The 13,192-nt window shown below is 35.3% G+C and carries 14 protein-coding genes and 4 tRNA genes; all 18 read right to left on the reverse strand.

The window, feature by feature from the left end; genetic code table 11:
- Nucleotides 1–16: 16 nt before the first annotated feature.
- Complete coding sequence (gene hpt, locus PHP06_08430) at nt 17–553, reverse strand: hypoxanthine phosphoribosyltransferase (GenBank protein ID MDD3840586.1); 537 nt, start codon at nt 551–553, stop codon at nt 17–19.
- Between the two features lie 33 nt (nt 554–586).
- On the reverse strand, nt 587–1,990 hold the full coding sequence (tilS, locus tag PHP06_08435) for a tRNA lysidine(34) synthetase TilS (protein ID MDD3840587.1): 1,404 nt from the start codon (nt 1,988–1,990) through the stop codon (nt 587–589).
- A 120-nt stretch (nt 1,991–2,110) separates the two neighbouring features.
- The gene (spoIIE, locus tag PHP06_08440; GenBank protein ID MDD3840588.1) at nt 2,111–4,474 is read right to left on the reverse strand and encodes a stage II sporulation protein E; all 2,364 of its coding nucleotides are present in this window, start codon (nt 4,472–4,474) and stop codon (nt 2,111–2,113) included.
- 155 nt (nt 4,475–4,629) lie between these two features.
- Nucleotides 4,630–4,705 (reverse strand) — tRNA-Val (locus PHP06_08445).
- Between the two features lie 7 nt (nt 4,706–4,712).
- Nucleotides 4,713–4,787: transfer RNA gene (locus tag PHP06_08450), tRNA-Glu, on the reverse strand.
- A 9-nt stretch (nt 4,788–4,796) separates the two neighbouring features.
- Nucleotides 4,797–4,873, reverse strand: a tRNA-Met gene (locus tag PHP06_08455).
- Nucleotides 4,874–4,891: 18 nt separating this feature from the next.
- Nucleotides 4,892–4,968, reverse strand: a tRNA-Met gene (locus PHP06_08460).
- A 110-nt stretch (nt 4,969–5,078) separates the two neighbouring features.
- Nucleotides 5,079–5,981 (reverse strand): Ppx/GppA phosphatase family protein, encoded by a 903-nt coding sequence (locus PHP06_08465; protein ID MDD3840589.1) that lies wholly within the window; start codon nt 5,979–5,981, stop codon nt 5,079–5,081.
- 58 nt (nt 5,982–6,039) lie between these two features.
- The gene (locus tag PHP06_08470) at nt 6,040–6,459 is read right to left on the reverse strand and encodes a S1 domain-containing RNA-binding protein (GenBank protein ID MDD3840590.1); all 420 of its coding nucleotides are present in this window, start codon (nt 6,457–6,459) and stop codon (nt 6,040–6,042) included.
- Nucleotides 6,460–6,528: 69 nt separating this feature from the next.
- Nucleotides 6,529–6,822, reverse strand: a complete 294-nt coding sequence (locus tag PHP06_08475; protein ID MDD3840591.1) for a septum formation initiator family protein — start codon at nt 6,820–6,822, stop codon at nt 6,529–6,531.
- Nucleotides 6,823–6,898: 76 nt separating this feature from the next.
- Entirely contained in the window at nt 6,899–7,381 is a 483-nt protein-coding gene (gene yabQ, locus PHP06_08480; protein MDD3840592.1) for a spore cortex biosynthesis protein YabQ, read from the reverse strand.
- Nucleotides 7,382–7,432: 51 nt separating this feature from the next.
- Nucleotides 7,433–7,726 carry a sporulation protein YabP gene (gene yabP / locus PHP06_08485; GenBank protein MDD3840593.1) on the reverse strand — a complete coding sequence of 98 codons (294 nt, stop codon included), beginning with the start codon at nt 7,724–7,726 and terminating at the stop codon, nt 7,433–7,435.
- Nucleotides 7,727–7,870: 144 nt separating this feature from the next.
- The gene (locus PHP06_08490; GenBank protein MDD3840594.1) at nt 7,871–8,872 is read right to left on the reverse strand and encodes a SpoIID/LytB domain-containing protein; all 1,002 of its coding nucleotides are present in this window, start codon (nt 8,870–8,872) and stop codon (nt 7,871–7,873) included.
- 122 nt (nt 8,873–8,994) lie between these two features.
- A complete protein-coding gene (locus tag PHP06_08495) occupies nt 8,995–9,234 on the reverse strand; it encodes an RNA-binding S4 domain-containing protein (protein MDD3840595.1) in 240 nt (79 codons plus the stop codon).
- A gap of 69 nt (nt 9,235–9,303) precedes the next feature.
- The gene (locus PHP06_08500) at nt 9,304–9,579 is read right to left on the reverse strand and encodes an HU family DNA-binding protein (GenBank protein MDD3840596.1); all 276 of its coding nucleotides are present in this window, start codon (nt 9,577–9,579) and stop codon (nt 9,304–9,306) included.
- 105 nt (nt 9,580–9,684) lie between these two features.
- Complete coding sequence (gene mazG, locus PHP06_08505; protein ID MDD3840597.1) at nt 9,685–11,148, reverse strand: nucleoside triphosphate pyrophosphohydrolase; 1,464 nt, start codon at nt 11,146–11,148, stop codon at nt 9,685–9,687.
- 136 nt (nt 11,149–11,284) lie between these two features.
- Entirely contained in the window at nt 11,285–11,842 is a 558-nt protein-coding gene (spoVT, locus tag PHP06_08510; protein MDD3840598.1) for a stage V sporulation protein T, read from the reverse strand.
- Nucleotides 11,843–11,980: 138 nt separating this feature from the next.
- Nucleotides 11,981–13,027, reverse strand: coding sequence for a peptidylprolyl isomerase (locus PHP06_08515; protein ID MDD3840599.1), 1,047 nt, complete (start codon nt 13,025–13,027; stop codon nt 11,981–11,983).
- Nucleotides 13,028–13,192: the final 165 nt, after the last annotated feature.

Raw genomic sequence — 13,192 nt, forward strand, 5'->3', positions numbered from 1 at the left:
ACCATTCCAATAGATTTTATTCATACACCTCTGGCTTCAATACAGATATATAGGGAAGGTTTCTGTATTTTTCAGCATAATCCAACCCATATCCAACGACAAACTCATCGGATATTTCAAACCCCTTATAATCTATCTCTACAGGTATCTCTCTCCTGTCCGGTTTATCCAAAAATGAACATATCTTGACACTGGCCGGCCCTCTAGCCAATAAATTCTCTTTAAGATAATGGAGGGTCAATCCCGTATCAACTATATCCTCAATGATAAGCACATGTTTACCTTCAATGCTTGTTTCCAAATCTTTGAGTATCCTCACCGCTCCAGATGATTCTGTACCGTTGCCATAGCTGGATACAACCATAAAATCCATAACTAAAGGCATGTCTATACATCTGGCAAGGTCTGCATAAAACATGACAGCTCCTTTCAATATACCTACCAGAATCAATTCTCTCCCATGATAATCTTTAGATATTTTTTTGCCTAACTCTTCTACCTTTTTCTTTAACTGTTGCTCTGAAATAAGTACGTTTTTTAAATCTTCTTCCATGTCTGTCCTCCCAATAAATTTATTGCGCTTATTTTATTTGTTATTATATTCTAATACTAATATTTTTATTGTGTTAGTGTCAACCTTAAAATCCTTATTGATAACTTTCCCCGGAATCCAAATTATTTGATTCCCCGATGCCAGCATCGGTATATTTGCTCTTTGATATGCCGGAATCTTCTTTTCAATAAAATATTTTTTTATCTTCTTTTTCCCCTTCATCCCATCAAACAAAATATAGTCTCCAGGCCTTCTGTTCCTCATAACAATATATTTCTCTCTACTGAGCTTATCCAAATCAAGTGCTGCTTTATAACTATTCTTTCTATTCTCTATAAAATCAGACTTATTGATAATATTTGCAACAACCTCTCCATGTATTTCGTTTATATACGTACTGCCTGGGATGACTAAATGGTATTCAAAATCTTTAACTCCACCCATATAGCATTGTGCCTTACCGATCACCAACTTGTTGAACGATCTGCTGATAGATATACCGCCTGGCAAATCTATTCTCTTCCCTGATTGAGACGATCGGGCAAGCTGTATTGCATCTTCTATATGTATATAGTTTATACCCATAAGATGCCCTTTTAATCTCTTTATCGCCCACCTTATCAACCTTTTTTTAACAGCAACATGCTGTTTTTTAAATTCAAATATATCTATCTCCACACAGGTCTGCTGGGAATTCACCTGAGCTATCTGCGTAAACACCTTGAAAGTTTGCTGCTCAATATATTGATCTTCTTCACGCAATGTTTGAGATAGCCTGGCAAGAGTATCCACAATATTGGGATTAAACTCCTTTTCTATATAGGGCATTAATTCCAGTCTTATCTTATTGCGGGTATATAACCTTTGATAATTGGTATAATCCCTTCTATAATTCAATCCGTTTTCGCTACAATATTTCTCTATTTCATCCCTATCAACATCTATCAAAGGCCTTATAATACCCGGCTGACGCACTGGTTCAATGCCTACAAGCCCCTTGATTCCAGTCCCCCTTAACATTCTCATTATAACAGTTTCAGCTTGATCATTCTTATTATGGGCTATCGCAATTCTGTCTGCATCAAGTTTTTGCTTTAAATCATAAAAAAATTTATATCTTATTTCCCTGCCTGCTTCTTCTTCGGATAGTGAGTTAAGTATAGCATATTGTTCCATATCCGCTTCCTTAATATACAAAGGTATACCCCACTCTTTACACAGACCGCCTACAAATTTAGCATCTTCAGTTGATCCTCCGCCCCTGGTCATATGGTCCACATGTGCTACAAAAATCTTCAATGAATATTCCGATTTTAGCCTTAAAAATAAATGAAGCAAACTCAGAGAGTCCGCTCCTCCTGAAACAGCAACTATCACCCTGTCTCCAGTTTCTAGCATGCTGTATCTTTCAATTGTACGTTTAACCTGTTCCATCATAATTAGCAAACCATCCTTTAAGATCAATGGGAATTTGTATAAATTTTGCCCTTTTTATAGCTATTATACAATATATAAAACTAAAAATCTAACTTTCTAAATAATGTCCTTGCCAATAATTTATACGTTTCTCCATATTCTAGCCACCAATACAGTAATATCATCTTTTATCACCCCGTCATAGTTTTTCTTTGCTATATCAAGCAACGTTTCAGCCATTTCCTGGGGATTCTTTGTTTCCATACATTGTATCTGATGCAACAACCAGTCTTCCTTATTCTCCTGTTCTAGCGCAGATTCTATCACACCGTCTGTCACCATGATGATATAGTCTCCATGTTTAACTTTAGTTCTATTGAGCTTAACATCTATATCATTTAATATACCTATAGGCAAGGTATCGGACTTTATCATCTGAACACTATTTTTTCGCTTTATATAACTTGCAGCAGCACCTATTTTTAAAAACTCTATATTCCCGTTAAACAAATCTATAATGCATATATCCCCTGTAGAAAAAATCTCATCTTTCTTTCTTAATATGAGCACAGAATTGATAGTTTTTATAGCTATTCGTTTTTCAAATCCTGCCTTCAAAAACTGCTCTATTAAAGAAATTGTATGTACACTCTCCTCATGGGCTTTAATACCGCTACCCATCCCATCACTAATCGCCAAAAGGTAGTTTCCGCCTTTGATAGGCATAAAAGAGTGACTATCTCCTGATATCTTTTCATTATCCTTGGTTACTGAAGCAACACCTACAGTAACCTGATAATTTTCTGATTCGATAAGTCTCAAATAGCATCTGCTTTTATTTTGCCTAATACATGTTTTGGGAAGGCTTAAATAGTTTCTTCCCATAATATCTGAAATAATCCTTTCAGCTTTTTTTATCTGTTCTAATGACATAATATGTTTAGTGACTATATCCACCTCAAATCTCTTCTCGTTATTCTCAACTACCACCACATCCTCCACATGGATCCCTACAAGGTCTAATGCTACATGTATATCATCTTCTATATCAGAATTAAATTTTATATCGACATCCAGTTCGGAAGCCAGTCTTTCAACCACTTGGGAAATACCCTTCAGCTGACAAGATATCAAGTTCCTGCTTTCATCTATTTTTTTCTGCCATTTATAATTGATTTTATATATTTCATATACATTGTTTATTTCATTTATTATTCTCTCTAGCCTCAAACACTTTTTCCTTATGTTCTGAGGAATTCTATCTATATTGACACTTCCTTCTGATTCCAAAGTTGCGAGCATCTCAAACATATTTTGATAAGTTGCATAAAAATCCTTATCCCAGCAGCTTTTATAAAGAGGACAATTGTCACATGTTTTTTCAGCCAACATGCTGAACAATTCAGTTATCTTCTGCTTATCCAGTATTCTAGATGATTGTTCTATATGAGAAAATGTAGCTGAAAGCTCCTTAAACACTTCAGAAAATTCATTTAGCCTGCTGATGGCTATCTCTTTGAGCTTAAACCCATATTCCTTTTGCTCTCTAGCTTTATATGCAGTTTTATCTATATAGCTTCTAATGTTATCTAATATTTTCCCTGGCACTAAAATAAATAACGATGATGCAGCTATTAGCTCTCCAAACCTAAAATAAATCCCTGTAGTTCTACTTATGCAAAAAGCAAGCACAACATTTGCAATCAAAAAAGAAAATATTATACCTATTCTACCTAATCGCCTCATGAGTCCTGATAACATACCGCAAAACCCTAAAATCCCTATTATATATGCAGGAGCATCTGAGGAAAGTGTCAAAATCAAAGCAACAGTTATAGCAATTGAAGCCCCGGTGCCGCTACCTCCCAAATAAGCAAAAATTAATACAACTAGCAAACTAAATATATTTTTTACTGAATATCCCCAAATATAATAATCAAATATACCGGTAATAGATATAGAAAATATAATTGATATACTTATCATTTCTTCATTTGAAATTATATTTCTTTTTTTGTTTTCAAAGATAAAAGATAGGCCGGTGCTCAATATATATACCATTAAAAAAATTATAGCAGACTCACATAATACAAGCATTACGTCATATAGCAAAAACCCTGTCCGTAAAATATAAATCCATCCGGATACGAAATTGCTTAAAAAACCTATAACAGCAACCTTAAATTTATTATTACCGTCTTTTTTACAGATAATTGAGTAGAATATATAAAAAAGTATTATACTCAATAAATACCTGACTATCGCAGTCTGTTTATATACTGTGATATATCCTATAATTGTAAACAAGCCTGCTAAACGCAAATTTTTGTTATTTATTAGAACTGCTGCAAAAAAGGCCAAACCAAAAGGAATGAGTCCATTCAGTATTACAGCCCGTCCCATAATAAACGCAAGCAGGTACACAGGCATATTATACTTTAACAAGTTTGCATATTTTATACGAGTGCTTGTCCTGGATGAATACATAGTATGTAAATTGTTCATTCAAAAAGCACCACCTGAAGTTTATTGAGTAACTGAAATTATATCAAAGCGGGCCTGAAATTTTTGTCAGCTTAGGTAAGCAGTGTAAAAGAAAATTGTGACAAATAGCAACAAAAAAATAAGTGAGTATTGATTATCAATACTCACTTATTTTTTGGTGGGCGCAATAGGGCTCGAACCTATGACCCCCTGCTTGTAAGGCAGGTGCTCTCCCAGCTGAGCTATGCGCCCATATATATGGTGACCCCTAGGGGACTCGAACCCCTGATACCGCCGTGAAAGGGCGATGTCTTAACCACTTGACCAAGGGGCCACAAAAATATGGTAGCGGCGAACGGATTTGAACCGCTGACACTGCGGGTATGAACCGCATGCTCTAGCCAACTGAGCTACGCCGCCACAATAAATATCTTAGATTGGTTGCGGGGACAGGATTTGAACCTGCGACCTCCGGGTTATGAGCCCGACGAGCTACCAGACTGCTCCACCCCGCGTCATTGTCATACGCCTTTCGTCATAATCAATTTATTTGCAGAATGATTTAGCAAATTCAACGACGACAAGATATATTCTATAATAAATATTTTTTTAAGTCAACACCTTTTTATGTTTTTTTAATACTTTTGCTATATATTATGCCTTCAAGACTATCAAAATCGCTGACATAAATATTATCAACACCTATATACTCCATAATTTTAACTAAAATCAAAGTCCCTGTCAATATTATATCCGCTCTCTCCGGTTGAAGCCCCGGAACCTTTTTCCTGCTTCCATAAGTCATTGAAGATAAATGGTGATAAATATCATAAATATCTTTTAACTTCATGCCATATCCATGAACCTTATTCCTGTCATAAACCTTTAACCCAAGATCAATAGCTGCAAGGCTGGTTATTGTGCCGCCAACACCGATACAATTATCAGGAGACATGTGCTTTAAATTATTGCCCATCTTCTCCATATTATACAGTATATACTCGTCCGCCTCTTGCATATCCTTAAATCTATCCTTGAGTCTGACCGCACCGATATCTATACTTATCTTTTCATCAAATTTTCCATCTGTAGAGCATATTATCTCAGTACTTCCTCCTCCTACATCGATCACGATGGAACTCCCTGATATATCACTGCCTGCCAATACTCCATAAAAAGAAAGTCTGGCCTCTTCATCTCCTTGTATGACTTGTATATCCAACCCCAAGCTATCCTTGACCCTCTTTAAAAAAACATCTCTATTTTTTGCATCCCTCACTGCGCTGGTTGCAATGCAGAAGACGCGATCTGCTCCAAACTTTTGTATTTCACGTGTGAACTTTCTTAAACCTTCGGCTGTCCTATCAATAGCATGTTCTTGAAGTAAACCCGTATTAGCAACATCCTGCCCTAACCTGGTTGAAATTATCTGTTTATCTATAGCAAAAATCTCATCACCACAAACCTTACAAACAAGCAAGCGTATCGAATTAGTCCCTATATCAATTGCAGCATATCTTGAACACATAACATCCCTCATTCAAAAAGCATTCCAAAGTACAGGAATGCTTGATATATCAAAAAGATTAAATATGATAATTGTTTCTTCTATACCCACCGCCTCCACGCTTTGCTTCAGCGTTTTTCCTTATGGACTGCAGTTTTTCGTCACTGTCCTTGAGAAACTTTGATAATCTGTCCTCAAAAGACATTCCTGGATTGTCATCATTACTTCCCCAATCGATTTCTTTAGGGGCCGTGCTGCTCCTTTTAGGCTTTACCTTTCTAATGGATAAACTTATCTTTCCGTCAGAACTGACTGAAAGTACCTTGACCTTTATTTTTTGATTTTCCTTAAGATAATTTCTGATATCTTTGACATAGTCATCAGATACTTCAGAGATGTGTACCAAACCTCTCTGGCCTTCTGGCAAATCAATAAAAGCACCAAAGTCAGTGATGCCAGTCACTGTACCCTGGACAATACTACCAACCTCAACTGGCATGTAATGGTATTCCTCCTTCAAAATATATTATTAAATTCGAATTAATTATATATTACATATGCTGCAATGTCAATTACTTTCGCCCTTTTGTTTTCTTATGTAGATGGTTTCTCCGGGTTTCACGAGTCCTAATTTCTCTCTAGCAATTTTTTCAATATATTCATCTGTTTTTGAAAACTCTACATCCTTTTCAAGCTCTTGATTGGTCTTTTTGACTTGCTCTATCCGGTTTTTAACCTCTTCTGCTTTAACATTGGTTTGTTGAATCCTCAAATGTTGTTTATAACACAAAGTAGTAAAATAAACACAAACTATTAAAAATATGATTAAAGGCAGGCGAGTTCTTCTCTTCCTAGCTGCCATTTGTTCAACCACCTCTTCTTTTGTATTATTCCTTCTATTATACAATTCTTCTACATAAATAATATATATCCTTCTTTTATTTATCATTTTTTTGTTTGAACAGACCCTTTATGTAGTTGGTTGCAAGATTTATCTTCTTTAGAAAAGGAATTCTAGAATACAGCCATTTTCCGCCTCCCTTAATAGCTTTACTCAACACATCAAAAGGGAATATTAATACCTTGTATATTATAGCTGCTGATTTTCTCATTTTTTTTACTACTAATATTAAAAAGTTCACTATATACTTGCTGCATAATTTTACATATATCAAACATCCTAAAATAAATCCTAAAAAAGCATATCCCCTTAATTCTCCATAATTACTTTTAAACAAAATATTAAAAGCAATCAGTGCAACGATAATCCAGAAAAACAAATCCATTATTCCGGTAGCTATCTTGCCAGGTTTTCTATATATTCTAAATACCTTATATAAATCATAAATTAATCCTATCAACACCCCACCATATATAGTGTATAAAAAAACAGTTATTTGATTGGAAACAGACAATCCCAAAATTATTCCTCCCTGTATATCTACCTGAATGCTTGTCCTGCATCATATCTTTTATTTAAACATCTTCCCTAAAAAACCTGTACTCCTTGCTTTCAGGTCTTCAGCATCGCTGTAATTTACTCCAATTATTTTGCCTTGTATTATCAGTTCGCCTTCTTCAATATTTAATTTATTTATATGTAAGTCCTGGCCTACTATAGTTAAAATCCCATAACTGGTGAACAAAATAACACTTTCTTCATTAAAACTGTCTACATCCTCTATCCCTGTAACTGTCATCCTTGTCCTGTTTTGTATATAAACATTTTGTGTTTTAGATGTATTTGCTACGCGTTTGTCTTCCATCTCTCTCAAATCATATCCCCCCTAAAAACAAATTATCCCTAAGGATAGTGCAGATACCTAGTTTAAATATGGGTGCTTTATCTATACATATGCTTCTACCTACGGCATTATTCCATAAAAAAAGAGGATAATTTTCTATCCTCTTTATTCCCAAAGTTTTATGATATCTATATTTTTATAGTAATGCCGTATTATATCTTGAGCACTCTTGCCTTGCTTTGCCATACTATAGGCACCCCATTGGGACATACCCACACCATGGCCATATCCTCTGCCGCTAATTTTCACCTTATCCCCTTCAACAGATAATTTATCCAGCAGTGTAGATTTCATCTTCGTGCTTCCCAAGGCCAACCTTAACTCAGGGGCAGATACTTGTATATCATCCACCATTATAGTAACAGCCCTCCCTGAAGGACCTTTTTGACCTATAGATATCTTTTGGAAATCCTCTATTTCCCTCCCGGTGTCAGCCATTGCCTTTAGCAATTCCTGCTTTGTGAACATGGCAGTCCATCCTACATCATTCTTTGGCGCCTCCCGAGAATCTGGTGAATCCACAACTTGAATATACGGGGGCTCCGGCTCTTTGTAGGCAAGCCCTTCTTTAGCTGTAGCTGTTCTCCCCCCTGAATGCGCATGAAACCAAGTCTTTGCAAACCCGTCTCCGTACACTATAACCATCCCTCTGGTATTCTTTACCGCTTTTCTTACCCTTTCATTTATAGCTGAACTATTCCATGCCTGTGCCTCTTCTATGTCCGTGGAGATATGTGCACCCTTATACCGTGAACCTCCCTTGGTCTCAATAAAATTCATTACATAACTTCTAGCTATTATAGCTTGAGCAGCTAAAGCCTCTTCCGGCCAATCATTTTTCATTTCTCCTGCTACTACACCGGCAATATAGTCTTCAAACTTAATGTCTTTTATTTGTTTTTCTTGCTCTATGTATACTTTTAATGCAGGTTCTTTGTTGTCGCCTATACTTATGCTATCAGGTATCTTAACATGATGAGTTTTATCCTTTTCAGGTATCGATGGCAAAGGCTTCCTGGGCTCCTCTTTCCTACACCCGGCAAATGCCAGTACCACCAATACCACCATAGTTAAACAAACTAGACGCTGTATAGATCTTTTATACAAACAAATCCCTCCCATTCCTTATTTGCACATCCATAGACAACAAAACTTTAAAAGTTTCATCATCCATATACATAGTATTTGAAAAAAAATAAATTTTAGTAGTAATGGAGGGAATTTTTAAATTATATCTGACTATACATTTTGGGGGCATCCTCTTTTTTTACATGGTCACTCAGCTGCAACACCTTATATTTAGCTGTATTTTCCCCAAACTGAATCTCGATCACATCCCCTTCTTTTAGCTGGGTAGCAGGTTTAGCTATATTACCATTTATTTTCACTCTTCCCTTTTCACATGCCTGATTAGCTATTGTACGCCTTTTAATTATCCTGGAATTCTTCAAAAACTTATCTAACCTCATACTATAATTCACCTCAAATTTAAATTCAATATTAAAAAGTCAGGCTATTAAACCTGACTTTTCTATGTACTACTTATTCACACTGTCTTTTAATGCTTTCCCAGCTTTAAAAACAGGAGCAGTTGTAGCTGGTATTATTATTGTCTCTCTGGTTTGTGGGTTTCTTCCTTTCCTTTCAGACCTCTCTCTGGTTTCAAAAGTACCAAAGCCGACCAACTGAACTTTGTCTCTTGCCACCAAAGCCTCTGTTACACTTTCTGTAAAAGCGTTTAGAGCCTTCTCAGCATCTTTTTTGGTCAAGCCACTTTTTTCTGCCATACTTGAAATTAAATCAGCTTTATTCATAAATAATTACCTCCTCTAATAAATTGCTCAATATAGCATATTCTCTATTATTTCCCGAATTCCTGCATTTCTACGATATTTTTTTATTTTTTTTTTATTTCTATGTTATTTCTCTTCTAACTTTTTAGCTTGATCCCATAACTTGTCCATCTCTTCTAAAGTCATGGTCTCTAATTTTTTACCTTTATTACTGCTTTGCTGCTCTATATACTCAAATCTTTTAATAAATTTATCTGTGGCATCATTCAGCGCAAATTCAGGCTGTATAGAGAAAAACCTTGCAACATTTACAACAGCAAACAATAGGTCACCTAATTCTTCTTTTATTTTACCAATATTTTCACTGAAATATACATTTTTCAATTCATTAATTTCTTCTTCAATCTTATCTAATGCATCATCCACCTTATCCCAATCAAATCCAACTAATGATGCCTTCTGCTGCACTTTATAACTCCTTAAAAGCGCCGGGAAATTTCTGGGTATATCTTGCATCACCTGAGTATAGCTTAATTGGCCCTTCTTTTTCTTTTTATTCTTCTCCCAATTTTCAACAACCTGGCCAGGGGTTTCTGCCGTTTCACTACCGAATATATGAGTATGCCTTTCAATCATCTTTTTAGATACGGCTGTTATCACATCATTCATATCAAAGTGTTGATGCTCCTTTGCAATACGTGCATAAAATACTATCTGAAAAAGCAAATCCCCTAGTTCATCGCAAATCCTGTCAGCATCCCCACTATCTATGGCATCAAAAACCTCATAGACCTCTTCTAGAGTGCATTTTTTAAGTGACTTATATGTCTGTTCCCTATCCCATGGACAACCCTTCGGGCCTCTCAATATATCCATTATATCCAATAGGTCATCAAAATTAAAGCTCTTAAGCTTTTTAAATTTTACACATGGAACAAATATGTATGCAGCATGGGACCCCTTTTCTCTATCGATATACTCCAATTTGATAGATCTTTTGATGGGTGAATCCCCGCTCAGATCAACTAGTTGAACATCAAAATCATATCCATAAATATCTATCAATGCAATTTTTGTTTCTGAAGCAATAAATCTGTCATATATAGGTCCTATAATTATTTGCTCTGATGTGTCAATATGTCTTGAATTCAATTGTCCCGGATCCAATGCCTTGACAGGCCTATCCATATCCCATTCAACAAAATTTAAGATAGCATCTACATAGCTTACGCCAGTTAAAATATTTAATTCTATGTTTAGTTCATCACATTTTTTTATCAAAAATCTCACACTTAAATCATTAGCTGATGGATTACCGGGTACGGCATAAAGTATGTCCTGTTCATGCTCAACCGACTGAATAAGGCTATTTGTAATAGCGGAATATACATCTTCAAAGCTGTCACTCTGCTCATATATCCTATCGAATGATTGTATCTCTATGCCCAAGGATTTAATGTAATCTATACAAGGATTAAATTCAGTCCTAGCATATATATTGCTGTATTTCTTAATTAAATTCAATGCTCCTAAAGTAATATACTCATAATTCCCTGGTCCTAATCCTATCACATTTATGATTTTTTGCATACCATTCCACCCCCTAGATGTTGTTTTGACAAATATTACTTACTATTTTAACTATAAAACAAAAAGAAACTCTATACAATTCTCTGTTGTCTAGAGTTTCTAGAAGGTTTATCATCAAAAAAGTCTAATCGGCAATCTATTGCTCCATCTGCCTCCCTAAAAATCCAGCAGCTGTTTGTGCCAATTTGATTTCCGTCTCACCCATTTTTACGCCGGCTTCTTTGCTAGCGATTATGAACGAACCTATCGTATCACCTTGAGAAGTAATAGGCACTATGACTTGCGAAGAGTACTTTTTATTCTCTTGCTCATCTTGATATATTCTACAATAATTGCCTGCTGTATCTTCATTATACACTATATTTTCTTTATCTCTCATAACTTTTTCCATATCTGAGCTTATTTTTTTACCCAAATATTCCTTAGTTGGAGCACCAGACACGGCAATTACTGAATCCCTATCAGTTACGCAAACAATATGCCCTATTGCTTCATGCAACGATTCAGTGTATTCAGAAGCGAACTCTCCTAATTCACCGATAGGCGAATATTTTTTTAATATTACTTCTCCTTCTGAATCAGTAAATATCTCTAGAGGAGCACCTTCCCTTATGCGCAGTGTCCTGCGTATCTCCTTAGGGATTACGACCCTACCTAAATCGTCTATTCTTCTTACTATTCCTGTTGCCTTCACGTGTATCCCTCCTTATTCTGTATTTATTTACAAAACCATCCTCACACTTATATTATTTAACTCGCATACAACTTTTATTCATACAAGGTAATTTTTCTATAAATGCAATTTTTTACAGTTTAAGGAGGTTAAAGGCAGTTAATAGTTTCTCTTATATCTCTTTATATCCGCCTTCTTCTTCCAATCCTCTAGAGTTTTGCTTATCAATTCGTTCTTTTTCTGTTCAATTACATATGTTTTAATCTCTTGTTCTTTTTCTTCATATGAACTGACCTTTTCAGGAATAGTCTTTTCCAATTTTATTATATGATATCCATTCACCGTCTTAACCAAGTCAGAGGTCTGTCCAACTTTCAATTGTTTTGTTGCTTCTTCGAATTCCGGCACAAATTGGCCTGTGGAAAATGGCGGCAACAACCCACCATCATCTTTGGAAGTATCATCTGAATACTGTTTAGCTAACTCAGCAAAGTCCTCACCTGCTTTTACCTTTTTCAAGACTTCTTCCGCTTTAGGTTTTATCTTATCATACTCCTTATTTTTTTCTTCCTCACTTTCCGGCTCTTGTTTTTCGTCATCGACAATCCAAGGCAAAGCTATCAATATATGCCTTGTCTCCCATTGTTCAGATTGCTTGAAAAGTGTTTCTTTATTCTCATCATAAAAATCTTTCATTTCCTTTTCTGATGCATCGATATCCTTAGTTAAATCATCAAGTAATTTGTTTATTTTTTCACTCTCTTTAAAATCATTTAATATCTGCTCTTCTGTAACATCCTGTTCTTCCAACAATTCTTTAAACTGGTCTTCTCCACCTGATGCTTGTTTAATATATTCTAAATACTCTTCAATATTTTTATTGTCTTGCTCACTCAGCTTGATATTCTTTTCCTTCACCTTTTGCAATAATAAAATTTTAGTTATCATTCCATCGATAACATCTTCTCTTATACTTTCCAGCATATCATCATCTAATTCCTCGATACCATATTGACTTTTTATATTTTGTTTGCTTGCCTCTAACTGGTCTAGATATTCCTCTTTCAAAATCTCTTCGCCATTTACCTTGGCCACTACAAGTTTTTTATCCACTTCAGGATCCACTTTTACCAAGTTGCAAGCCGTAAAGCTCAAAGCCAATAAGATAACTAATGAAATCAGAATGCTTTTTCTCACTTTCAGCATATAATTACCTCTCCTTACGTTTCATATATTTGTAAATCAGCCTTTGAAAATGTGTGATATATTTATTATTCATAGATAGCTTATATACAGTTTAAAGTATCTATCAAATAATGTCTATTGGTATATTATATAATAACTGTACTACTCACTTCAAACTATTTGTAA

This window comes from Clostridia bacterium (assembly GCA_028698525.1).
Classification (GTDB): Bacteria; Bacillota; Clostridia; order JAQVDB01; family JAQVDB01; genus JAQVDB01.